The sequence below is a fragment of the Streptomyces sp. NPDC059201 genome, assembly GCF_042754585.1.
Classification (GTDB): Bacteria; Actinomycetota; Actinomycetes; order Streptomycetales; family Streptomycetaceae; genus Streptomyces.
This window is the reverse complement of record NZ_JBHZBB010000001.1, coordinates 106842-130624: the sequence shown is the minus strand read 5'-3', so window position 1 is coordinate 130624 and position 23783 is coordinate 106842. Positions and strand designations below refer to the sequence as shown.

The following is a 23783-nucleotide window of genomic DNA, read 5'->3' as shown; positions in this document are numbered from 1 at the left end:
GGCCCAGTGGATCAGTCAGCCAACTAACTAACTAACGAGCTAACTAACAAGCTCTGATTTGAGGACCCTTCATGATCGTCGTCACTGGCGCCACCGGAAACGTCGGCCGCACCCTCGTCCGCCTACTGGCCGAACAGGACCACGAGGTCACCGCAGTGTCGCGCCGCATCACCCAGGCGGATGTCCCGCCCGGCGTGCGTGCCATCTCCGCCGACCTCGCCCAGCCGGCCGCCGGCCTGCCCGCCACGGCGGATGCGGTCTTCCTGCTCGTCGGGGGAGACCTCATGATGACCGGCGATCCCACCGCCGTTGTCGCCCCGTTCGCGAAGTACGGCAAAATCGTCCTGCTGTCCTCCCAGGGCGTGGTCACCCGCCCCGACTCCCTGTCTCACGGACAGGCATTCGCCGCCTACGAACAGGCCGTCATTGACTCCGGCACCGACTGGACCATCCTGCGTTCGGGCGGTTTCGCCTCCAACGCCTACGCCTGGGCGCCTTCGGTCAAGGCGAGCCGGACCATCTCCGCGCCCTTCGGCGACATCGGCCTCCCGGCCATCGACCCCGACGACATCGCCGCCGTGGCCGCCGCTGTCCTGACCCGGCCCGGCCACACCAAAGCCAGCTACGAACTCACCGGCCCCGCCTCGACCACCCCGCTCCAGCGCGCCGACGCCATCGCCGATGCCATCGGCCAGCAGGTCACCTTCGTCGACCAGACCCGGGAGGAGGCCCGCACGCAGATGCTCACCTTCATGCCCGCCCCGGTCGCTGACACCACCCTCGACATCATCGGCACCCCCACCCCGCGCGAACAGACCGTCAGCCCCGACGTAGAGAAGATCCTCGGCCGCCCCGCCACCACCTTCGCCAACTGGGCCAGGCGCAACGCCGCCGCCTTCGTGTGACTGACGGCGCCGGCACACATCGGGGCGTACGAGCAGCAACGGAGTGCTCGCAGACGCGGCGCGGTGTCGTGCAGCCGAGACAGCACGACGGCTTGACCGGCTCCAGAAGGAGGCGGACGCGACGACGGACGGACAGCTCTTCTCCGGGACGTAACGTGCCCTGCCACGCCACACGCAGGGGGAGGTGATGGCCACCCAGGTCTCCCACCTCGTCGAGCGGATACGCCGTGTGATGCGGCTGGAGTCGAAGACAAGGAGCCCACGGCCCCGGTGTCCGACCCGCCCGGTGCGCAGGCAGTCCCCTCCCGTCGCCCTCTGGCTGTCGGTGGACCTTCCCAAGCTGGCGATGTTGAAGGCGAGTTGGACGGTGCTGCGCAACTACGATGCTCCTGATAGGCGGGTTCTCGACCAAGATCACCCGCGTCCGTCAGGAGCTACGTGTGCTTGTCTATCCGTCCTCGACTGATGGTTACGTCCTCGAGGGCAGGAGTGCGCGCTGGGCAGCGTCCGTGAACCCTTCCCGAGCATCGTTCGTTCGTGACGGAAGCCGATGAACAATGCCTTCGTGGGCGTAGTAGAGCCGGTTGGACAGCCAGTTCGCAGCGTTGCTGCACGTCCGCAGGGCCTTACAGCTCGACGAGTCAAATGGCGACTCTGATGGTGGCGTATGCCGATTCTCGGGTGCAGGTGTCGGGCGGGGTCTCCTGCAACAGCAGCGCGCTGTACTCATTCACGGCGCTCATCAGCTGGGCGTACGCTTGCCGACGCTGTTCAACCACTCAGGCTCTGCGTTGTTCGTCAAGGGTGGCTTGCATGGTCGAGATCAACGCCGCCTGTGCCCGCCCTGCTCCCCGCACCTGCGGGGATGGTCCCATCGGCATGGCGTGCCTGGTCGGCCTGCACCTCTGCTTCCTGCTCGTGTGGGGTTGATTTCGGCCGTGGAGCCGTTCAGGCCGAGGAGGGCCACTCCTTGCTGTGGCAGGGGGACGGCATTCTACGAGGCGGCGGCGGTTCTGTTCGGTTTGCTGCTCTCCGCTCGTGTTCGTTGCTGTCGGGCTCTCCTCGTGCGGCACTGCTCGGCCGTGGACGTGCCGGGAGGGCTTGGCCGTCCGGGAGCTCATGCGCGTCGAGCCGGCGGCCAAGGAGGCCGCCAGCTCGGCTTCGTGGTCCGAGGGCCACTCCGGGGCCACGTCGTCCCTGGGTGACGCCATGCGGTACAGGCTGCTTCTCTTGCCCGGAGGAGGGGCGGAACCTTGACGCTGACCTGGTCGAAAGCCGAAGATGCAGCTCGTCGGGCGCGCCCTGCCGAGAGCGGGTGGGAGCGGCGCCGACCCTTCATCTTCTTTTGTTCCGGGGGGAACGAGTCTTGAGCAAGCGTATGCGCCGCGCGGCCGCGATGTCGGGGGTTGCCAGCCTGCTGGCCGTGGCCGGAGTGACTGCGGGGGCGGGTGCGGCCCTTGCGGCGGACGAGGTGCGGTTCTCCACGCAGGACATCGTCATTCCTCCCGGTACGAACCCCCGTCTCGGCCCGTGGCTGGAGTCCGGGACGGCGGACGGGCGGGTCGTGATCGCCCTGTCGACGAAACCGTTGACCGGGCCTGCCGGCGACGGCGCGGGCGTACCCAAGGGGTTCACGGTGGACCCGCTGTACTGCACGGAGGCGCCGGGCGTCGCCGCCGTCTACCTGTGCCAGTACGGCAGCATGTTCCCGGAGGTCACCGCACCTCTCAATGCCCCGAACATGACCACTGTCCACTGGGGTTTCGCGTACGTCCCCAGGGGCGGGAGCCTGGCGGCGGGCATCGAGGCCGCGCGTACCGCCGGAGCGCGGCCCGCGGACGCGACCCACGGCACGGGCAAGGCAGTCGTCAAGACGGCCGCGCACGCGGCGCTGAACACCGTCGGCTACGAGCTGCCTGACCTCTCCCCGGGCAGGACGGTTCACCATCGGCTCCGGGTCCACTCCAAGGACGCCGGGCAGCTGTGGATCTCGTTCAGGCAGGCAGAGGGGCAGGAGATCGGGCCCGCCGCCATCGGCGGGCCCAAGAACCTCACCACCAGCTCGGGTCTCTCGTGCAAGCTGGACGACCCGGCCAATAGCCTCGTAGGGGCGTACGTGCTCTGCGAGGCGGAGGTGGGCGACCACACCATCGACTACGACGTGACGGGTGATGCGGATCTGCGGGCCAGGAAGGTCGACGTCCGGACCGCTTACGACATCTACGGCTGGGCCGGCCCCGAGCACCACGTGGTCCGCACGGGTACGTTCGCGACCCTCGGCCCGACAGTGCGGCCAAGGTACTTCCTCCTGGCACGCAACTCCTCCGGCACCCTGTTCCGCTACCACGGCACGGGCGTGGCCACCGCCCCCTTCCGCTCGCGGATCGAGACGGGCGACGGCTGGCAGGGCTACAACGCGATCACAGCGCTCTCCCCGCTCAAGGACGACCTCACCTACCGTGACAGGAAGCCGTCCGCCGTCACGCGGGGCCGCGGCGACACCGTCGCCCGCGACACGTCGGGAACCCTCTGGTACTACGACCGCCAATTCGTCTCCAGCCAGTTCGACTACCCCTTCGCGCCCCGCGTCCGCGTCGGCACCGGCTGGAACGTCTACGATCGCATCGACGGCGCAGGTGACGTCGACCGGGACGGGTACGTCGACCTCCTTGCCCGCGACAGGACCGGCGTCCTGTGGCTGTACAAGGGCACGGGTCGGCTCGTCGACGGCAATCGCTTCAAGACGCGGGTGAGGGTCGGCGCGGGCTGGGGCGCGTACGACCGCCTCGCAGGCGGGGCCGACCTGAGCGGCGACGGCCGGGCCGACCTCCTCGCCCGTGACAAGTCCGGCGTTCTGTGGCTGTACAAGGGCACCGGCAGCGGCACGACCCCGTACACCACTCGCATCCGGATCGGCGCGGGCTGGGACGGTTACGACCAGCTCGTCGTCGCTGGCGACCTCACCGACGACGGCCGCGCCGACGCGGTCGCCCGCGACCGTGCGGGCGTCCTGTGGCTGTACAAGGGCACAGGCAAGGCGACCGCCCCGTTCACCGGCCGGACGCGGATCGGTGCCGGCTGGGGCGAGTTCAACCGCCTGTTCTGACCCCGCCGGCTGGTCGTTTACTTCCTTTAGAGTGCCCCCGCCCTGGCGGGGGCACTCTGCGTTTCCCGCTCACGCCTCGTCCGCCCAGAGGGCGGTGGTCCCGTCCGTCTGGACGTGGATGGTCTGGGACATCTCGCGGTACCCCCAGGAGGTGTCGTTGGGCGTGATCACCCACGCCTTGGTCTGGAACGCGGTGGCCGGCAGTTTGTCGATGGAGCACGCCGCTTCGGGTGTGGTCATCTTTCCAGGCGCGACCTGGACCTCAACGCCGGCGCCCCATCGGCCCGGACAGGCGTGTGCCGTCCCGGCCTGGACGTAGAACAGTTTGATCTTGACCGTGACCGGCTTCGTCCCTGGGTTGGAGAGCCATACGGCGAAGTCGAGCGTGCTGCGGTCGGCCCGGGTGCATGGGCTCCACGCCACCCCCGCGACGTGCCGGAGCCGGGCGCACCGACTGTTCTCGCCTGTGGTGGGGTTCTGCGGGGATGCTGCCGGGGGAGCGGCCGCCGGAAGGGCTGCCGGGGGAGCCTGCGTGCCGGATGCCCGAGGTTCTGCGGAAGCCGATCCGGGGGCGGCGATGTACCGCGCGCCGAACCCGATTCCGGCGAGAACGGCGAGCGAGCCCAGGGTCACGAGCACGCCCTGGCGGCTGCGGAGCCGGGGGCCGAGTGCGGCCTGGCTGCGTACAAGGGGTTCGTCGTCCGGGGGGATGGTGTCCGGGCGCGGCTGCGAGATGTCAGGATTCTGGTCGGGACTCTGTTCGGGTTGCTCTGCGGGGTGTGCCGCTGCGGGGCCTTCCTCCAGGGCTTCCCAGCGGCTGGTCCATGCCGCGAGTTCTTGGGTGATCCGCTGTTCGTCTGCCTTGGCGTAGGCCAGGCACGCCTGTACGTAGGCGAGGACCACCGGCAGGGAGGGTCGGGTCTGTCCTCGGGCGGCGATGGAGAAGGTGGTGTCCGAGTAGGCGCTGCCCACCTTCGCCGACCAGGTTGCCAGTTCCCGGTAGGTCGGAGATCCGCACTCCTTGCGCAGTCGGCGGAGCTCGATGGCGAACCTCGCCAGGGGGCCGCCCGCGGGGTCGATCGGGGCTTCCTGCCGGCCCTGTTTGCTGACCAATCGGTTTCTCCTCGATCCGGCTTGATGACCGGGTGCCGAAAGTGTGGCGGGTCATCAAGCCTCCGGCAAAAGTGCAGGCAGTCGAGCCGCTGGGCCGCCCGTCGGGGGCGGTTCAAGGAGGCGGACTCGATCTCACCAGGAGGAAATCAGCATGAAGTTCGGACGGCAGATGGCCCGGGTGGTCACCCCGGTGGTGGGCTCGCTCGCTCTTCTCGCCACGGGCATGGCGACCGCTCCGGTCGAGGCGCAGGCCGCCACTCTGGGGCGGGTGTGCATGTTCGAGGCACCCGACGGAGCCTATGGTGCGGGACATGCGGCCTTCGCCATCAAGGTGCGCGGGAAGGCGAACCACTGGATCTACGGCTCGTTCGGCAGCTACGTCGACGCCCCACGAAACGGGTGGATCAAGGGCGGCACGTGGGAGAAGGCCCGCGCGCACTTCACCTCCGTCAAGGACAAGAAGGAGCAGTACTACACCCGCTACCGCTGCGTGAACACGCGGGACGGCGACGTGGGGCGGGCTCAGTCCTGGTACACCACGGTGAAGAACCGCGGGTACAAGCTCTCCACCAACAACTGCCTTCACATGTCCATGGCGGTCTTCAAGGGCTACAGCGAGATCCTGCGCAAGGACACCCGCCTGCCGAGCGCGACGAACAAGACCCCGGACTACTACTACGAGACCGTCCTCCCGAAGGCCAAGTGGGAGATGTCCCACCGGCTCGATGACGTGAAGAAGAAGTAGCCGGGCCCGTCCGGGGCTCGTCTCCCACGGGGTGAGCACAGGGCTTCCTCTCCACTTCACCCTGGTTTCGTCGCCCACCGATCCGGCACACCCCCGTGTCTCCCCCGACCCCTGCCGGGGGAGTAGGACACGGGGAGTGTGACCGGTCGGGTGGGTCAGAAGGAGCCGGTAAGGCCCCACCAGTTGTCGGCCTTTCGGGAGGCCGCTCCGAACTTGCCCGGCCCCGTACCCGGGTACATGAGCAGGCAGCCGTCTCCCGAGGGGCAAAGGGTGGTGGACGTGCCGGGCCCGGTGATCGCGGCGAGGTCCTCGTAGCCGTCGGCGTTGTAGTCGGCGACAGCGAAGATGGAGGCCATGGAGTTCCAGCCGCCGCCGATCAGCACGCGGGAGCCGTAGGCGCCGGTTTTGCCCGGGTAGAACCAGAGCTTGCCGGTGGAAGCCTCGCGCGCGACCAGATCGGGGCGGCCGTCGCTGTTCATGTCCCCGATGCCGGTGAGGGCGTTCATGCCGTTCCAGCCGCCGGTGCCCAGCAGCTTGCGCGCGCCGAGGGTGCCGGTGGCAGTGGCGGTGCCGGGGTAGAGCCAGAGCTTGCCCGTGGACTTCTCGACGGCGACCAGGTCGGAGCGGTTGTCGCCGTTCAGGTCGCCGGCGCCGACGAGCTGGCCCATCGCGTTCCAGCCACCGGTGCCGATGAGCTTGCGCGCTCCCAGAGCAGCTCCCGAGTCCGTCACCCGGCCCGGGTAGAGCCACAGCTTCCCTGTGGAAGCCTCGCGGGTGATCACGTCCTCGAGGTGGTCCGCGTCGAAGCTGCCGTGGCGCACGAAGGCGTTGAGGGCGTTCCAGCCTCCGGATCCGATGAGCTGGCCATACCCGTTGCCGGGGAGGAACCAGAGCTGTCCCCTGTTGTTGCGAACCAGCCGGTCCGAGAACGAGTTGTAGTCGAGGTTGCTGAAGTCGCGCTGGCCGAAAGCATCCGACGAGCGCCACGTCGGAAACGAAGGCTGGTTGCAGCCGGCCTCGGTCGAGGCGAGCCTCAACGAGCCACCGAAGCCGGCGGTCAACCCGGCCTCTTTGCCGCCGGGCGCCACCCACATGACACCGGGGTTCTCGATGTAGTCCTTGCCGCCGAACAAGCAGGCCCACCTGGGCGTGCGGTTGACGTACGACCGGAACGTGTTGCTCCAGGTGCCCAGTGTCAGCGTGCCCGTTTTCGTCTTGTACATGGTGCCCGTGGCGTTGCCGGTCTTCCAGGCACAGAAGTAGCCCGACGGACAGTCGCCGATCGCGGCCTGCGCGGGCGACACGCCCGCCCCCAGCAGACCGGCAGCGGTGAGCCCCAGTGTCGTGGCCACCGTGGCCAGACGCCGAAGTACTGAAGTACGCAAGTGATCCCTCCCTGAGGTGGCGCGGACAGAAGCCTCGACGCGCCACGCGGGCACCGTACCCGGTCATGCAGCGATCGCCGTATGTAGGGCCTTGAAACAGACCGACACGTCCCCCCCCGGTAGGTAGCCCGGTCGGTGCGGGCCAGGCAGCACCGGTCCTGTTTCGCGGTACGCAGCGCCCGGACCGCATGACCTGCGGGCCGAGTCGTCCGTACCCGGCTGATCATGACCGTCGTCGGTCTCGTCGTCCCCCTTGAGCCCATGGCAGCCGCACGGATGGCGAGGCCGAGAGAGGCCCTTCTTGGCCGGCGGATGCCGGGGCTGAGTTCTGCGGGGATGCAAGAGGGCCCCGCCTGGCTGCGGCAACATCATCGAAACCGGCACAGACTCCTACCGCCTCGCCACCACCCGAGCCCGCGCTGAGGAGGCAGTCAAGGCTGGCTGATCCCTGTCACTACCTACCTCGACGGCCTGCCTGTCTCTGGGCGGTGGGCGGCCGTCCTCGGCGAACCCAGTCGTTCCGCCCGGCAGGCTCGCTCAATCCACCGTCCGCGAAGCGGCCGCTTCGATGCCTGATGCCCGCAGTTTCCGCGCCAGGAGTTCCATCTCGGGCAGGGTCCCTGAGTACTGCCCGGTCAAGACCTGTTCCAGCACGGCCCGGACGCCGTCCAGGCCGATGCCGAGTTCCGCCCGCAGCACCCGCATGATGGCGGCGTTCCTCGTCGGCGGGGCTACCCGCAACCTTGCCCGCCCGTGCTCGGAGAGCAGTCGGCCACGCAGTCCCTCCGGCAGGTCACCGTCACACACAGCCAGGGCAAACCCGCAGGCCGGACACGTCGTCTCGACATCCCACCGCAGTTCCTCGCCCACGAGCGCCTGAACACCGCACCACTCCGCCTCGGCACCGCATTCCTGGCACACAGCGGAGTACCTGATGGACTCGACCAAGATCGACTTTTCCATAATCCCACCCCTCAATAGGAGAGGTTAGACGGCAGGGGGCGAACGTCCTTCCGGGCCGCCAACATGTCTCCTGACACCCGAGCCAGCGGTCCAGGCCGCGCTGGTCCATGCGCTGAGGCTGTCTCTCGTGAACATTCCGAGGCCCAGTGATCATCAACTGACGCCCAAACCGGCAGACAAGCGCTGCTGAACGTGAACAAAGCCACCTCGGCCTGTGACCAACAGTGGCAGCCGAACGACGGAGAAGAGCCCCCATCCCGATCTCCCTCAATTTCAGAAGCTCTTGGACGGGACGGACTAGGCGAGCAAGGGAACTGGCGAATGCCCCGAAGGCCCGCCGTTCTGACACAGAGAGGCCCAATTCTCTACGCGTTGGCCTCACTCAATGTATGCGCTTCACGGAAAGTGGGCCAGAGCCCAAACTCGTGTATATGTGCTGTCGGTTGGAGTCTGAGCAGGGTGTGTACGCCGCTTCGGGAGCTGGCACCACCAAACGGAATCGAACGGACAGTTCGCCTTCCGTCCGGGTCTACGGAGCCCGTGCGGGGGTACGTGTGTTTGATCGCCAAGGGCGCGGCTGCCAGGATCATCTGTCGTAGCGACAGGCCGTCGCATCAGCGGCCTGGTATGCAACGAACAACGGGGAGTGCGGCTTTGAGGATTCGGATGGGTTCGAGTGCAGCGGTGCTGGTGACGCTGGCGGCCCTCGCCACCGGCTGTGGAGGCGCCGACTCCGAGACGGCGCCGGCGAAACCGCCGATCGGCAACAGCGCCGGAACAGGATCAGGTTCGGGCAGCTCCGCTGCCGGCAAGGTGGATTTCGACACCGTTTTCAAGACTGAAGAGAGGTTCCAGCTGGCGTTGCCCGACCCTGCGTCGATGGCTGGGTGGACTCCGCAGAACGCGAGCGCGCTCATCGATGAGGAGCCCAAGTCTGCGGGGGAGTGCGCTTCGGACACCGACTGGAAGTGCGCCAGAATCGCGCGTGGCGATGCGAAGTTCGAGGCGGTCGGCGAGGAAGCCCTTTTCGAGATCACGGCCTTCGTGGACAGGACGGTCGCCCGGGATGCCTGCCACAAGGAGACGACCTGGTCGGCCAAGTACACCAAGGCGCAGGTGCCGCCGGTTCCCGGCGTCGAGAGCCACGCGTACTATCGCAACGTCGGCGGCGAGAACGGTCTCTACCTCGTCATGTGCCTGGGCACGGTCGTCGCCGAGGTGACGCTGGCAGGGCCCGACGGCACCCTGGACCCCGCCACCGCTCATTCCCTGGCTGAGGTGTTCGTCCCCCGAATCCAGAAGGCCGCCGCGGCATCCTGAACCACGCAGAGGCGCACCGCGTATCGCGGCTTGTTGCCGGCTGTCTGTCATGGGTTTCCCTTGTGAGGGGTGGGCGTGGCCGGGTGGTATGGGTAGCGTGACGGTTCAGGGGGATTCGGCAAGTGTGACCGAGGGCGGGACGGGGGCCGCTGGGGCTGTGTCGGCCGGGGGTGTGCGTCGGCGCGGGGTGTGGTGGTCCGGCAGCATCCTGCGGTGAATGGGAAGGGTTCGCTGTCGCGGTCGACGTGCGCAGATCGCGGCGGAGCGGATCGTGCGGCGATGGCTGGCAGAGGGACGCGGGGCCCATGTTGAGCGGGCCATCCACGTGAGCCTCCTCGCACGCTGACCGACCGGTCCGACCTCTGGGGCACTGGTACCCCGCCTGCAAGCGTGGCCACCCCGTACGTGCGGGGGATGGTTCCTGGTGCTGCGGCAGGCGCTGACCGATCAGCCGCTGCTTCCCGTGCTTGTGGGGGATGGCCCCTCCGGCCAAGGACGTGGTGAGGGGCTGTGGGACGTGTCAGCGTCCGCGGGGCTGCCCCGACCGCGACCTCGGCCGTGGCGAGCACACCCCCGGCGGACTGCTGCTCCCGCCCGCGGCGATCGCCCCAACGAGATGGACGCGGCGGAGAAGTACGCGCTCTGCTCGCGCGGGGGTGGACCTGAGGGCGCCATGTTCGCCAGCCCGTACAAGGTCTGCTCCCTGCGCTCGCGGGGATGGCTCCTACGGCGGCGACATGCCGGAGACGCTGGTGCGGCGCTCCCCACACGCGCTGGGATGGTTCTTACAACGGCTCCTTCCCCACCTCGGTCATCAGCTGCTCCCCGTACCCGCGGGGGATGCACCCGGGGGTGTCGTCGACTTCGGTGACCCGGACATCTGCTTCCCACGCGAGATGATGTACCCGTTGCCCCCTTCAAGTCGTGAGCCGAGGCCGACTGTTCCCCGGGTCCGGGGGATTGCGCTGTGTCGGGGCGGTGGTCGTGGGCGGCGCCATGCTGTTTCCTGCGTTGTCGGGATGGCTCCGCCGGGCTGACTGTGAACGGCTGCCTGACCGTCTGTTCCCCCCTCGGGTGGGGATGGACCCAGCTCGTGATCGCCGGCCAGCGCTGCAGATACTGCTCCCCGCACGCGCGGCGATGGCTCCGGCCCGGCTCCCATCGTTCGTCTGGGCCTGCAGGTGCTCTCCGCGTTCGGGGCCCCCGCCGAGTTTGGCCACTGTGTTCCTGTTGAAGGTGCGCTTCGTGCTTGCGGTGTCCTGTCGGCTGGGTTGTGTGGGTTGGTGAGTCGCTTGGGTCGCTGCGAGCCGTGCTCCTGTCTCTGGTCGTGGCAGTGGTGAGCGGAGTGGGGCGTCGTGGGGTGCTACCGCCGCGCTCACCACGGTTGTGGTGGCCTACCGCCGTGCTTGCCAAGATGCCTGCGTAGGTGACTTGCAGGAACGGCTGTTGCTGGGTTCGGTTCGGGGAACAGCCGCGGCCGTTTGGCGGGGAACAGGAGCACGGTTGCGTGCGTGTCGGGCGACGGTAGCTCGCAGCGTCGCGCGTCGGCCGACTCCGTCGCTCCTAGGCGAGCACCCATTGGGGCGGGTGTCCCGGGTCGGCTGGGCAGGTAAAGACGTGGAGGTCTCGGTCACGGCCGAAGCGGAGCCTGGTGGGCTGGGCGACGGACTGGCCGCCCCTGATCGAGGCCATCCCCTCGAGGGACGGATCGCGGTCTTCCAGGGGCATCCAGCTGTGCGAGTCGGGGTCCATCTCGTCGCCCCCAGCCGTCAGCAGGAGTCGCATCGGGGCCCTGCAGGAGGCGCACGTGATGTCCAGCGGGCCTGTCGACGCCCAGCTGGGAAAGCCGCCGACCCGCCATCCGGGCGGGATCGAAAGGGCGCCCTGGTAGTTCGGGGCGTTCCGGCCGCCTTCCGCGGTCTGGGCATCGTCCCAGGCGTCGATGCGGGCGATCAGAGCCGCAGGCAGCGTGTCGTCCTCCGCCCACGGATAGGTGTCCACCTCCTCAGGGTGCACGACGCAGGGGTCGGGGAGTTCGTGCTCCCACCGGAGCAACGGCACTTCAGGTGTGGCAGCAAGGAAGCGGCCCGCGCTCTCCATCTGCGCGGCCATCCTCCACCGCAGGAGATATCGGCGCTCCAGGTACCGGCCGTGGGTGCGCGGGCAGCGAAAGAGCTGCACCAGGTCAGCGCCGCCGGGACCAGCGGCCAGCCCGGGGACGTCCCGGCCGAAGAACTGGGCAAGCCCCACGAAGGGCGTCGGCCCGTCCTCCCCCGGGCTGCCGGCGCCGTGCCACGGGCGGCGCCGAGGCCACACGCCCGCGGACCGGGCGGCGCGGATCTCCTCTGGTGCATACCCCTCGGTCTCGGGCTCGTGCAGCTCGTGGCAGACCGGCCACGGCTCGTCACTCGGTCACAGCAGCGGCCCGCCGACATGGCTGTCGTGCCGCCCGGGCTGCCCCGGCCGCCGCGGGTGCAGGCGGGTCGTCCGCCCTCGATATGCCGCTAGCTCCGGGAACACTGCCTCCACGGCAACCGGCCTCGCCGGCGTTGTCCTGGCCATACGCGGAACGTACGCGGCCGGGACCACGTCACGCGAACGGGCTACCGCGCACCCTCCCGCGAGGACACCATGTCCGGTCAAATCAGCGTGCTTCGGGCCGATCACAACCACGGTCCTGGCACAAGCACGTAGGTGTTCCCAAATCTCGGCAGTATCGCTTACCGGAGGTGGAGAGCGTTCCTGCCACTGAGCAACAGACGTTCTCGAAACCAACCAACAAAGCCACCAACGGCTGCTTCTCGACCCGGCGCCGGCAGCGCAGGTGTTTTGTCTCATTCGGCGAAAGTGGTTCGAGCGAGGTTGGTCGTCGGATAGAACTACAGGTCAGGAAGTTTGCTCCCCGCACATGCGGGGATGTTCCCTGGAGCACTGCCGGCTGGGTCAGGTACGTCTACTGCTTCCCGCGTGCGCAGGGATGGTCCCCTGATCGACGAGTTGGAGCGGAAGATCGCGCGCCGCTGGCCTCCGCTCTCTGCTCCCCGCGCACTGGTAGATGTCCATGCTCCCTGCCCCGCGAGGATGGTCCCTGCGCTCGCAGGATGAGCTCGCGACGATGCTCCTGCTCCCCGTTTCCGCGGGGTTGGTTCCGTCACTGGCCTCGGCGGCCTGTACGCCATCCGCCGCTCCCTGCGCATGCGGGAATGGGCCCCACCTGGGGCGCTGAATGGGGTACGCCACCCTGCTCCCCGCAGCGGCAGGGATGGCCCGACCGCCTGCGCGAGGTTGGTCTCGTCCGACCCCCGCTCCCCGCGACCGCGGGGATGGCAAGAATTTCGTAGGCGGAGATCATCTCGGTGACACGGTCGGCCGGTCCGCATGGCGGGCAGTCTGTTGTTGTGCGCGGTTGAGCCGGCGAGTGGCTTCGTTCATGAGTTGCGGGTTCTGGCACACGGAGCTTGTGCCAGAACCGAGTTACGACAGCGGTTGTTCACGACGTTGAGCGGCGTCCTGATGATGCCGTGTTCGATGTTGATGGCAAGTGACAGCACCGGCTCGGGGCACTCTTGCTTGCAGGCGTCTGCGGCTGTTGAGCGGCGGTCGTTCGGATCGTGTGGATTCCGGGGAGGAGCCTGGTCGCGATGTTGCTCGTCGGTATCAGGACGTCTGCGGTCGCTGGAGTCCCTGGAGGAGGAGGGCGATCAGGCGTCGGGGGTCGTAGCGGGGGTCGTTGTCGCGTCCGATGCAGAGGTTGCCGATGCCGCGCATCAGCTCGTATGGCTGTGTGCCGGGCCTGATTTCATCGGCCTCGACCGCGGCGTCGAGCAGTTGCGCGCAGACGGGCAGGAGGCGGTCGAGGAAGTAGGCGTGGAGCGCGGCGAAGCGGTCGCTGTCTGACTGCAAGGCGTCGGCGAGGCCGTGTTTGGTGACGAGGAAGTCGACGAAGAGGTCGATCCATTGGCGCAGTGCGTCGAGCGGGGAGGCGGCGATGGCCAGCAGGTTCGGGCCGGCTTCGGCGCATGCCTCGATCTGGTGCTGGTACACAGCGGTGACGAGGTCCGCCCGCGTGGGGAAGTGGCGGTAGATCGTGGCCATCCCGACGCCTGCCCGGGCCGCGATCTGGCGGATCGGCGCGTCGACGCCGGAGGTGACGAATACCTCGGCTGCGGCCGTGAGCACCGTCTCCCGGTTGCGCTGCGCGTCGGCCCGCTTGCTTCGGGACGGTGAATCCCCTGCAGGACCCTGGGCGGCCATCACGTTCTCCTTCGACACCGATTGACAAAGCGGAGCGATGCTCCGAATACTAAATGGAGCAGCGTTCCGTTTTAGCTTAGTCGAAACGGGACGCCCCGACCGCCTTGTCCGCCCCCTGGCCGCAAGAGACCGGCGGGCGGCAGGCGCCACCGAAAGGGAGTCCACGCCGTGAGCACAGCCACCACCGCCGACGCCTTGGGTACGGCCGTCCCCGTCCTGTCCTTCAGCCCCGTAGTCCTGTCCGTGCCCGGACGTCCCGTGGACCTCCAAATGCGGGTCTCCGCACCCGCGACCGGAACCGGCCTCCCCGTCATCCTCCTCTCCCACGGCCACGGCCCCTCGAACAACCTCTCCTCACTCAACGGCTACGCGCCGATCACCGACTTCTGGGCGGCACACGGATTCGTCGTCGTCCAACCCACCCACCTCATCTCCAGCACACTGACCCACCTGGTCGCGGACGCCCCAGGCGCCCCCGACTTCTGGCGCTCCCGCGCCGAGGACATGACCCACATCCTCGACCGGCTCGACGTCATCGAGAACGCTGTGCCGCAGCTCGCCGGACGGATAGACCACACCAAGGTCGCCCTCGCGGGACACTCGCTCGGAGGCTTCACCGCCGCCCTCCTGCTGGGTGCCGGGCTCACCGACCCCGACACCGGGAACGTGGTGCACCTCGTCGAGCCCCGGATCAGGGCCGGCGTACTGCTCGCCGCGCCGGGCAGGGGCGGCGAGGTCTTCAACGGGCCCATGGCCGAGCAGTGGCCGATCGTCGGGGCCGTCGACTTCTCCACCATGACCGCACCCGCGCTGATCGTCGCCGGCGACAAGGACGACCCCCGGCACTTCACGGACATGGGGCCGGACTGGCACGCGGACCCCTACACCCTCGCCCCCGGCCCCGGCCCCAAGTCCCTGCTCACCCTGTTCGACGCGGAGCACGGGCTCGGCGGGATCGCCGGATACGACGCCGCCGAGACCACCGACGAGAACCCCCAGCGAGTCGCCACCCTCGCCCAGCTCACCGCGGCCTACCTCCACACCCAGCTCCACCCCGGCGCCTCCACCTGGCAGATCGCCTGCGAGGCACTGGCGGCCGGACTCGACCCGATAGGACAGGTCGAATCCAAGTAGCCTCCACAGCCACATCCAGCATCGGAAGGCCCGGCCGTCGTCGTTCGGCTCGCCGCAGAGGGGCCGCAGCCCCTCGCGCGCCACGAACGCGTTGAAACCCAGGGCCCGGCGGACGCAGGAAACCGGGCGGCGCTCGTGAACAGAGCCATGGCGAGGGTAGGTACAGCCGTTCGGGGTCTGTCGCTGATGTTGTGACGCACCGGAGTGAGCGGGGAGCACTGCTCTACTCGTAGAGGGTGGCTGCGTGGAGGGCTCGGGCCATGAAGGGCCAGTCTCCATCGGGCGGGATCTGCTCTCCCGCGTTGCCGTACGCACCCGGGGAGTCATGCACCCATGCGGCGAGCGCTTCAAGGAAGTCGTCCAGGGCGTTGTTCTCCCACGCGTGGCTGTGAGCACGGAACTCTACGTGCAGGTCGCGCAGGAAGGTGACCAGCTCTTCACGGCTGCGAGGTTCGAAGGGCATGCCGACAACGCAGCCAGTGTCATCGCGCAGAGGCCAGGCCACCACAAGATCAGCGGCAGAGCCGCCGTGCGTACCCAGCTCTCCCGGGTGCTCGGCGCCTGAGCACCCGGGGTGGGAGAACTACTCGGTCCGCGGCTGGCTTACGAGGCGCCGTCAAGGACCTGGCGCAGTCGATGCGCGAACTCGTCCGGCTTACCCGGATATCCGAACTCTCCGTCGCAGAACCCGGCGTGATGGCTCGGGAAAACGGTCACCCGCTGTCCGAGCAGTTCGGCGGTCGCGACGGAGGTGCGTCCGGTCTGCACGTTTTCGGACTCTTCGCCCACAGCGATCACGATGCGGGTCGGCGCAGCGGCGATCGCGTCGGCATCCGGCCGGTAGCTGCTGATCGCCCAGGACCGGTCGGACAGCAGCGGATCGTCGCGTGAGCCGTCATCCTCCGTGGGTAGCCCGAACGCGGCGGGGTGGGCCGCCGGCTGTGCGAAGTACGTGTCGGTGAACTCTCCCTCCCACGAGGTCATGGCCACGAACGCAGCCATCCCGGCCCCCCATCCCCGCTTCTCGTAGGCATCCCGGACTCCGGCCCGCGCCCGCACGGCCGCCGGGCCGTCCGGCGTGAGGGTGATGAGCGGCGGCTCGTGCGCGACCAGGGTGGTCACGTCTGCGGGGTACTTCGCCACGACCGCGAGCGCGGTGATCGCTCCGCCACTGCTGGCGAACATCTCAACCGGCCCGGCCCCGAGCGCCTCGATGACGGCGTGCACGTCGTCGGCCTGGGTCTGCGGAGTGTGGTCGACCCGCCCGTCCTTACGGGTGCTGCGACCGAGCCCCCGCGGGTCATAGGTGGCCACGGTCCGCTCGGGGAAGCGCGCGGCGAGCGCGGCGAAGCCAGTAGCGTCCATGGGCTGCCCGATCATGAACAACGGCGGGCGTCCATCTGTGGTCGGCAGCGGCCCGCGAACGTCATAGACGAGGTCCGCGCCGGCTGTCTCGAGCGTGTGAGTCTCCATACCTGTGTAGACCGACCCCGACCCGGAAACTCATCGGCGCGATGGGGCGCCGCTCCGCGATGGGGCCGCGCCCCAGCGATCTCCCGGGTTGGTGTCGGTGGTGGTGAGAGTCGGTGGTGGCGTTCTGGGGTGCGGTGTTTCGGTGCTGGTCAGCGGTTGTTTGCGGGGTGAGTCGGCTGCTGTCATGAGGTGAGAGGTTGATGGGTGGGATCGCTGTCGTGGGCTCTACGCATGGCAGCTGATGTTGTCGCAGGTCGAGAGAGCTTAGGCGCTGTGGCTGGCCCGACCGGAGTGATCGTGCGGTGGGTGAAGATGAACGGGTCGGCCGTGGGCCTGTGCTGTGATGCCCCGGGATTGGGGGTGCGTCGTCTGCTGGAGCGGCAGCGGGCGGGGGAGCCGGCCACGAGACACGTGCGTGCGGTTGCGGAGACGGTGGGTGTCTTGGAGCGTACGGTGTGGCGCTCGGTGGAGCAGGCCAAGACGACCGGGCAGTTGGAGGCATGGGGTCCGGCAGGGTATGCGGTGCCGGATGAGGTGGGGGCGCTGCTGGGCGAGGTCGGAGGGAACGTCGCTGAGCTGAGAGGCCGGCTGGCCGCCGCTGGCGGCGGGGTCGCGGTGCCGTCGGCGTCGACACTGCATCGGGTGATCCGCAGGGACCGCCGGCCGACACGGGCTTTGCTGGTCGAGCGGGAGCCCGTGGTGGCCGGGCCGAAGCAGACCGGATCCGCTCAGCGAGCTCGTTCTGAACGTCGAGACCGGCCAAGGCCCTGGCGGGCAGGTCCTCCTCCAGGAGCAGAAGCATCTGGCGCAGGTCCCAGTCCTGGTCCCGGGCGCCCAGGTGGTGCATACGGGTCAAACTTACAACGCGGCATGTGCGGCTGATGGCTCAGTCGTTGGAGGCGACGGAGCGCACCGTGTGGCGGTGGCTGGCCGCTGCCGAGCGGGACGAAGCCGTGGCTGAGGAGCCCGGGGCACGTGCCCAGACTCGGGACCGCTTCGCTGTCACGCCGGAAGTACGCTGCCTACTCGCGTTAGGGAAGGGCAACGTCGCGGCGGTGCATCGTGAGCTGGTCCTGCGTGCCGCTCGGCAGTCCCGGCCCGCGGCTCTGCCGCCGTCGCTGCCCACCTTGCACCGGGCGATCGAGCCGGATCTGTCGCCGGGAGAGCGGGCCGGCCGGGCCGGCGGTGAACGCGAGGCACGTCAGCGTGATGTGTTCCTGGCCCGGCCGCGGGTCGCCGTATCCAGGCATGGGAGACCGACCACGTTCAGCGCCGGTAATGGCCGACGCCGACGCCGACGCCGACGCCGACGCCGATGCCGATGCCGATGCCGATGCCGATGCCGATGCCGATGCCGATGCCGATGCCGACGGCAAGGCTCGCAGGCCGTGGATCACCAGGTTCACCGCCTGCGCCACCAACGAGATCACCTGCGTCGCCATTACCCCGGGGCATCCGTCGCAAGAGTCTTTGCATGCGGCGCTGCGCTCCGCCGTCTTACGCGAGCCCCCTACGGCCCCTTCGGCGGCCTGCCGGAGAGAGTACGTGTCGACCCGCGGCAAGGACTTCCTGTCCGGGGAGGACCTGCCCGCCTCCACCCCTCACCTCAAAGGCACCGTGGAGGGCCTGAACCGGCCAGTGGAGAGCGTGCTCCTGGCCGTCCTGCCCGCATGTAGGGCGACGCTGAGAATGCCGACACGCCCGACGCTGAGTGTGCCGATGAGTGAAAGCCTGATCGCCCTGCTGGGGTGGTTCCGGCAGGGCGATCATCGGCGCGGTGTCGCTTGGGTCGGCAAGGTGTCGGACAGTGACGCCGTCAAGGCGTCAAGATCATGCCAGCCTTGACCGGTTGAACGAGGGAGTTGGATTCAGCATGGCCCGGTGGATAGTGCTTGTCAGCCCTGTGGGAGGGGTTGGCGCTGAAGCGTCCAGCGTTCGTACTCTGGCCGAGTTTGAAGGCAGTGCGGAGGAGGCGTTGACGGAGTTCGCAAAGAGGGTGAACACCTATGGCCGTGACGTCACGAAGGTCAAGCGGCGCGAGGTGTTCAGGTGCTCGGACCGGGCCTACTTCGTTCGGGTCACCGGACACCTCTCTGAGTTCGAGTACTTCTTCGAGCTTGCCGAGGTGGTGGCCGACACGATGTCCCCTGACCTTCCTGACACGATCAGCTAGCAGCGGCGTGGACTCCTTCCGTGCTGGTGCTGGCGCCTTGGTGTGCTCCCCAACTGAGGAGCCTGAGACTTGCCTCTAAGCGGCTGGCGAGATCATGAGGGCGTGCCAGGGTTCGCGCGGCAAGCCGTCTTCCCGTTTCGGGGCGGTGGCCTTCGTCGTATCCGCCACGTGTACATGGGGGCGAAGCGGCGCCATCGACAAGATCGTCGCCGTCAATGGGCAGCGAGCCACCGCCGGAGACTGGGCCGTCTAGCAGCAGAGATCAGCCAACGCGCCACCCGCCACCCCAAAGGAGAAGACGTACATGCCCCTGGATGACCAGAGCACTTGGGCTCTGCTCCGACGACTCGATGACCCGCAGCACATGGAACGTCCCCGCGGCTACGACCACGACACCACCCGCGCCCGGTTTGAGCGGCTAGCGGCCCGGTTGGACGCGCGGTTCGAATGCAGCTGCACCGTCGACCGCGAGGTCCAGGACGCCAGCCACCACGGCACAGTTGTGATCCCGGCAACCGCCACTGACAGCGCCGAACACATCACGGTGACCATCAGCAACTTCGGGAATCTGGCTGTCGTGATCGCGGGGGATTTCGGCAGCTACAACGAGGTAGAGGAGCGTGAGCTCTTCCACGCCACCGACCGACTCCGTGTCAGGGAGGAACTCGAAGCCCTCGGCTACACCGTCATCTCAGAGCACCTGCTCTGGACGAGATACGACGGGATCAGCGACCTCGTATCCTACTACCCGCCCGGGCACCACCCGACGTGGTGGATCCGCTTCTTCGACTACTTGTGACCCACCTGGAGTGTCCTCGGCAGAGGCATGCCGAGTGTTCCGCGCCCTGTGTGAGCTTGTCGCGCAGCAGTCGGCTGCGGTCGGGTTCGGCGGCGAGTCCGGCCGTGATGAGCCCTGCGTCGGTGGCCCGCTCGATGAGGACGTGGGGTGGTTCGTTCGTGGCCAGACGGTCGGCGAGGACGTGCTCCAGGGCGAACAGGGGATGCGTGACGGCGATGGTGGCGAGCTCGTACCGGTAGGAGGAGTGCCGTATGAGGTCGCGAGAGGTTTCCATCGCGCCCACGACCTGACCGCGGCCCGCGCCCACGGCATCGTCCAAGCCTGCCTCACCCGGCGGATCCTCGTCCTGGCGGACCGTGCCTACCAGGGCACCGGTGCCACTTTCCGTACCCCGTATTGCCATCACCGCCAACAGCCGCCCCACTAGCAGCAGTTCAACCGCGACCACGCCCGACTGCGAGCGCCCGGCGAACGCGCCATCGCCCAACTCAAGTCCTGGTGGCTACTCCGGCGGGCGGGGGGTCGGCGCGTGGGGGACCGGATGGCGTCCTCGTCGGCGGGGTTTCGCGTCAGGCGGCGGCCGTGGCGGGGGCGGCTTCCAGGGCCACCACGACCATGACCGGGAGGTCGGTGTCGGGCTGGACCACGCCGGCGGTCAGGGTCCGGTCGTCGAGGTTCCACTTCTTCACCGCGATGAACTCGTCCTTGTCCTCCGTCGTCTGCTCGGCCTCCACGAGGTCGCCGGCGAGGGGGGACCGCTCGATCTCGGGGACGAAGTCGGCAAGGGCCCGCTCCCCTTCCTCGTAGACGGAGTCCAGGTCGTCGAAGTAGCCCCGGGCGTCCACTCCTGGGCCGAGAACCGCACCGCCGCACCTTCGGCGGTCAGCGGGGTGAGAGCCCTGAGCTGTTCCAACATCGCGATCACCGCAGCCATGAACTCACTCCACTCATGCCGTTGCCGGGCACGTGATATGCCCTCAGCTGCCCGCTCGCGTAAGCCTCGGGGAAGGCATTGGAGAGCACTTCGTTCACATGCGCGGCGCCTCATTCATTGGACACCATAGAGCGGACGCCCTTGCCTCCGAGGTCCTCGTTGAGGGCGAGGAGCTTGTCGGCCTGGGTGGTGATCCTGCTCTTGTCGTCGTACGTGAAATCGGGGTTCGACCCGTGCCACCGCCGAGTTCGCCGAGCCCGTCGATGACCGCTCCCACGTCCTGCGTGAACTTCGCCACCGACGCCTGGTCGAAGGAGGTCCGCCCCGTCACCACTCACGCCCGCTCCTGCCCTCGGCCGGCCCCGCCGGCCGGGTCGGCCCTGCCGGTCCGGTGGGATCCGTCAGGCCCGCGTCGACCGCGGCGCTGCGCGGGACGATTCCGGTGACCGGCGGGAAGAGCATCGCCCCGTCCGCGTCCGCGATGTCCACCGCGATCCCGGCGGGCTCGTCCAGGGCGGGCACGATCTCGTCCACGATCCGTGCCCGGAGGAGGGCGACGTAGTCCATCGGCCGGTCGCCCGGACCGTGGTGGACGGCGAAGCGGGCCAGCGTCGGCTCGTCCGTGAACGCACAGATCCAGCGGACACCGCCCGAACGCGCCGACCACAGGCCGGCCCGGCCGACGGGACCAGGAGGACCGTGCGCCGCATCTCGCCCGCGAGCGCCCGCAGGTCACCGGTTCCCGCCCGCTGCTCGGAAATCCGCCGAGCGAACGGCGATCTCGGCTGTGCCACGGCAGGAAACGGTTCGTCAGGGCCCGTCCGGGCCCGAAGCGTGCCCGCCCCGGGGCTCAGCTCCAAGCCGGCGGGTGCGGCCGACACAGTGCGGCGGGCTCGGGGGAGCGGTGCCGGTCGGAGCGGTCCGCAGGCGCCTCTGACCAAGGTGTCAGTGGCCTGCGGCATGATGCGGGGCAGGTGACGGCCGGTCCGACAGCGACTTCCGAGGCCGCCCGGACGAAGGGGTGTTGTATGCACAGGTCGGCCGACGCCGAGGAACGGGCCGCCGAGGAACGGCGACTGCACTACGAGACGTGGCAGTGGGGAGGAAGGCTGCCGAGCGCGACTCTCCGCGCCGTCCAAAAAAGCAATGTCCTCGGCCTTCTCGCCTACGACAGCGATCTGGTGCACGCCCTCGATGCCCTGGCGGCCGACGTCCAGCGTTCCGTGGCGCTGCTGGCCGCGCGTCGGGCATGCGAGACGGCCGGCCTGACCACCGTGTCGTGGGTCGCCGGGGCGCTCACCGCGCTGACGGAGGGGCGTCCGCTGCCGCCGCCCTTCGACGACACGGCCCGGATGTGGGAGACCCTGCGCTCCACCGCGCTCCCGCCGGGGCCGCCGGTTCGCGGTGCGATGCCCCCCGAACGACGGCCGTATTTTCCTCCGACACCCGCCGGGTGGACATGGGTCCCGAGCGGAGAGCCGGGAGACGACGGGGCGAGGCACTACCAACTCGGCCGGCTACCGGAAAGCGCCCGACCGGCGGTGTCCGACGCCAAGTCGTCGGCTCCCTCCGCGGCGGTCGTGAACATCCCGGCTTCCGTCACCCCCACGGCACTGACCCACCCCGCCCCCACACGGCACGTCATCGGCCCGATCTCGCAGCCGCACTTCGCGCTGCCGGCCGTACTCGCCGCCGCCGAGACCTCCCCGCTCCACGCGGCCCTGGACGCGGTGTCGCATGCGCTCGCGACGTATGGAGAGCACTACCCGGACTTGCTGGAGGAGATCCGGTCAGTCTGCGCCGAACGGTCGTTCCGCCCCGAACGGTCGTTCCGCCCCGAACGGTCGGTCTGCGCCGAACGGTCGGACAAGCAGGCGGACTCCTCTCCGCAGCGGCATGAGTGAGAATGCGCCGGTGAAGATCACCAAGAGCAAGCTCGGAACGGTCCTGTCCACACTGTCGGTCGGGGCCGCCCTGACCGTCGCCCCCTCGGCGTCGGCGTCGGCGTCGGCGTCGGCATCGGCCTCGGCGTCGGCCTCGGCGGCGGTGGAGCCGACCGTGACCACCGGCGCGATGTTCAACAACCCGAGCGGGGTCGCCGCGGGCACCGCCGAGAGCGCGCCCGACGACGCCGTCCGCCTCGCCGAGACGCGCATCAAGCGCCATCTGCTGGAGCTGATCAGCGGGGCGGCGGAGGGCTCGTACATACGGATCTCCGTCTACCTCCACTGGGACGCGGAGGTGACCAGGGCGCTGGTCGCAGCCCACGAGAGGGGAGTCAACGTCCAGGTGATCGTCGGCGACGATCGCTACTCGGCGGTCGCCAACCTCAAGGCCGGTCTCGCGAAGACCGCGGCCCCGTACTCCTGGATCCGCGCCTGCAAGACCGTCACGCGGCCCGATGCCACCGTCGTCCACGACGCCTGCCTCGCCAAGGACGCCGCCGTCCCCCGCGACAACGTCAACCACCAGAAGTTCTTCCTCTTCTCCCGTACCAAGGGGACGGGAGACGTGTACGTCGACGACGTCGTGGTGCAGTCGTCCGGCAACCTCACCAGCGCCGACTACACGAAGTGGTGGAACGACGCACTGACCGTCGTCGGCAACACCGCGCTGCACCAGGCGTACCAGACGTACTTCGACACCCAGGCGGCCGCCGCCGCGGGCGGGCCGCAGACCAGCAACGCCACTGACGCCTCGGCGGGCGCCGCGAAGGTCTACTTCTTCCCGAAGTCGGGCGACGACACGGTCGTCAACATCCTCAAGACGGTGATCCCGGCCGGCACGGCGACCCCGTGCGGCGGCAACACCGCGGTCGGCATCGGCACGAAGGACGGCCGGACGAAGATCCGTATCGCGCAGGGGCACATCACCCGGACCGAGGTGGCCAAGCAGCTGTGGGAGCTGGCCGAGGCAGGCTGCCACATCGAGATCGTCCACCGTTCGCTGGACAACTGGGACAAGGAGGGGAACCCGTACTCGCAGGTGTCCCCCTGGCTGACCAGACCGACCACGGGGAAGGGCCGCATCATCCTGCACGACCTCGCGAACGACGAGCGGGACGGCACCGACACCCATACCAAGTACCTGCTGATCGAGGGCACTTACTACAACGGGCCCAACAAGAGGATCGTCTTCACCGGCAGCCACACCTACACGGAGAACGCGCTCCGCTACAACGACGAGGCGCTCCTCAAGTACGAGGACCCGGCGGTCTTCGCGGCGTACCTCCAGAACTTCGAGGACCAGCGCGCGGCCTCCCTCGCGGAACGCGAGCTGTAAGGACTCCCACCCACACGGGGCCCGCGCCCTGGCCCCCGCGTACCGTCCTCGTGCAGAGAGACCCCACCCGGCCCCGATCGGGACTCCCGTTCGACGGGTGCGGCCGGCGGGGCCCGGGGAGGAGCTCCGCCGACGCAGGAGCCGGCGTGCGTCGACTGGTCGGTGGCCACGCTCGTGCATCGGCGAGATACGTGGGT

Annotated in this window: 18 protein-coding genes and 3 pseudogenes; 12 read left to right on the top strand and 9 right to left on the bottom strand. The window is 68.8% G+C overall.

The genetic code is table 11. From position 1 onward, the window contains the following. Window positions 1-71: 71 nt before the first annotated feature. Entirely contained in the window at window positions 72-905 is an 834-nt protein-coding gene (locus ACFXMG_RS00640; protein ID WP_383813401.1) for an NAD(P)H-binding protein, read from the top strand. A gap of 1366 nt (window positions 906-2271) precedes the next feature. Next, window positions 2272-4011: an FG-GAP repeat domain-containing protein gene (locus tag ACFXMG_RS00635; RefSeq protein WP_383813399.1), complete on the top strand. Its 1740-nt coding sequence runs from the start codon at window positions 2272-2274 to the stop codon at window positions 4009-4011. A 69-nt stretch (window positions 4012-4080) separates the two neighbouring features. Here the strand turns inward: ACFXMG_RS00635 and ACFXMG_RS00630 are convergent, their stop codons facing one another. Continuing rightward, window positions 4081-5124 carry a hypothetical protein gene (locus ACFXMG_RS00630; RefSeq protein WP_383813398.1) on the bottom strand — a complete coding sequence of 348 codons (1044 nt, stop codon included), beginning with the start codon at window positions 5122-5124 and terminating at the stop codon, window positions 4081-4083. 151 nt (window positions 5125-5275) lie between these two features. On the opposite strand from ACFXMG_RS00630, the gene ACFXMG_RS00625 reads away from it, so the two are divergent. Next, window positions 5276-5869, top strand: coding sequence for a hypothetical protein (locus ACFXMG_RS00625; protein WP_383813397.1), 594 nt, complete (start codon window positions 5276-5278; stop codon window positions 5867-5869). 155 nt (window positions 5870-6024) lie between these two features. On the opposite strand, the gene ACFXMG_RS00620 is transcribed toward ACFXMG_RS00625, so the two are convergent. Further along, complete coding sequence (locus ACFXMG_RS00620) at window positions 6025-7221, bottom strand: FG-GAP-like repeat-containing protein (RefSeq protein WP_383813395.1); 1197 nt, start codon at window positions 7219-7221, stop codon at window positions 6025-6027. Window positions 7222-7615: 394 nt separating this feature from the next. Here ACFXMG_RS00620 and ACFXMG_RS00615 point away from each other — a divergent pair. Then, window positions 7616-7699: pseudogene (locus ACFXMG_RS00615) on the top strand (ATPase); the annotation flags it as partial. Window positions 7700-7791: 92 nt separating this feature from the next. Here ACFXMG_RS00615 and ACFXMG_RS00610 read toward each other — a convergent pair. After that, complete coding sequence (locus ACFXMG_RS00610) at window positions 7792-8217, bottom strand: hypothetical protein (RefSeq protein WP_383813393.1); 426 nt, start codon at window positions 8215-8217, stop codon at window positions 7792-7794. A gap of 684 nt (window positions 8218-8901) precedes the next feature. Between ACFXMG_RS00610 and ACFXMG_RS00605 the strand changes: the two genes are divergently transcribed. After that, a complete protein-coding gene (locus tag ACFXMG_RS00605; RefSeq protein WP_383813392.1) occupies window positions 8902-9537 on the top strand; it encodes a hypothetical protein in 636 nt (211 codons plus the stop codon). A gap of 1563 nt (window positions 9538-11100) precedes the next feature. Here the strand turns inward: ACFXMG_RS00605 and ACFXMG_RS00600 are convergent. After that, window positions 11101-11649 carry a hypothetical protein gene (locus ACFXMG_RS00600; protein WP_383813390.1) on the bottom strand — a complete coding sequence of 183 codons (549 nt, stop codon included), beginning with the start codon at window positions 11647-11649 and terminating at the stop codon, window positions 11101-11103. Window positions 11650-13194: 1545 nt separating this feature from the next. Beyond that, window positions 13195-13791: a TetR/AcrR family transcriptional regulator gene (locus ACFXMG_RS00595; RefSeq protein WP_383813388.1), complete on the bottom strand. Its 597-nt coding sequence runs from the start codon at window positions 13789-13791 to the stop codon at window positions 13195-13197. Between the two features lie 168 nt (window positions 13792-13959). Between ACFXMG_RS00595 and ACFXMG_RS00590 the strand changes: the two genes are divergently transcribed. Beyond that, on the top strand, window positions 13960-14925 hold the full coding sequence (locus tag ACFXMG_RS00590; protein WP_383813386.1) for an alpha/beta hydrolase family protein: 966 nt from the start codon (window positions 13960-13962) through the stop codon (window positions 14923-14925). Between the two features lie 223 nt (window positions 14926-15148). Here the strand turns inward: ACFXMG_RS00590 and ACFXMG_RS00585 are convergent, their stop codons facing one another. After that, the gene (locus tag ACFXMG_RS00585) at window positions 15149-15388 is read right to left on the bottom strand and encodes a hypothetical protein (protein ID WP_383813384.1); all 240 of its coding nucleotides are present in this window, start codon (window positions 15386-15388) and stop codon (window positions 15149-15151) included. 140 nt (window positions 15389-15528) lie between these two features. Further along, window positions 15529-16398, bottom strand: a complete 870-nt coding sequence (locus tag ACFXMG_RS00580) for an alpha/beta fold hydrolase (RefSeq protein ID WP_383813382.1) — start codon at window positions 16396-16398, stop codon at window positions 15529-15531. Window positions 16399-17676: 1278 nt separating this feature from the next. On the opposite strand from ACFXMG_RS00580, the gene ACFXMG_RS00575 reads away from it, so the two are divergent. From ACFXMG_RS00575 to ACFXMG_RS00560, 4 genes and pseudogenes are all read left to right on the top strand, one after another. Continuing rightward, window positions 17677-18243 carry a hypothetical protein gene (locus ACFXMG_RS00575; RefSeq protein WP_383813380.1) on the top strand — a complete coding sequence of 189 codons (567 nt, stop codon included), beginning with the start codon at window positions 17677-17679 and terminating at the stop codon, window positions 18241-18243. A 28-nt stretch (window positions 18244-18271) separates the two neighbouring features. Continuing rightward, window positions 18272-18571, top strand: a complete 300-nt coding sequence (locus ACFXMG_RS00570) for a hypothetical protein (RefSeq protein ID WP_383813378.1) — start codon at window positions 18272-18274, stop codon at window positions 18569-18571. Between the two features lie 304 nt (window positions 18572-18875). After that, window positions 18876-19370 carry a hypothetical protein gene (locus tag ACFXMG_RS00565; RefSeq protein ID WP_383813376.1) on the top strand — a complete coding sequence of 165 codons (495 nt, stop codon included), beginning with the start codon at window positions 18876-18878 and terminating at the stop codon, window positions 19368-19370. A gap of 274 nt (window positions 19371-19644) precedes the next feature. Next, a pseudogene (locus ACFXMG_RS00560) lies at window positions 19645-19989 on the top strand (transposase family protein); the annotation flags it as partial. Here the strand turns inward: ACFXMG_RS00560 and ACFXMG_RS00555 are convergent. Together ACFXMG_RS00555 and ACFXMG_RS00550 are read right to left on the bottom strand one after the other, a co-directional pair. Beyond that, window positions 19940-20215, bottom strand: coding sequence for a hypothetical protein (locus tag ACFXMG_RS00555; RefSeq protein WP_383813374.1), 276 nt, complete (start codon window positions 20213-20215; stop codon window positions 19940-19942). The pseudogene ACFXMG_RS00560 and the gene ACFXMG_RS00555 overlap by 50 nt on opposite strands. Before the next feature lie 416 nt (window positions 20216-20631). After that, a pseudogene (locus tag ACFXMG_RS00550) lies at window positions 20632-21014 on the bottom strand (SseB family protein). A gap of 318 nt (window positions 21015-21332) precedes the next feature. Here ACFXMG_RS00550 and ACFXMG_RS00545 point away from each other — a divergent pair. Further along, the gene (locus ACFXMG_RS00545; RefSeq protein WP_383813372.1) at window positions 21333-22208 is read left to right on the top strand and encodes a hypothetical protein; all 876 of its coding nucleotides are present in this window, start codon (window positions 21333-21335) and stop codon (window positions 22206-22208) included. A gap of 10 nt (window positions 22209-22218) precedes the next feature. After that, on the top strand, window positions 22219-23586 hold the full coding sequence (locus tag ACFXMG_RS00540) for a phospholipase D-like domain-containing protein (RefSeq protein ID WP_383813370.1): 1368 nt from the start codon (window positions 22219-22221) through the stop codon (window positions 23584-23586). Window positions 23587-23783: the final 197 nt, after the last annotated feature.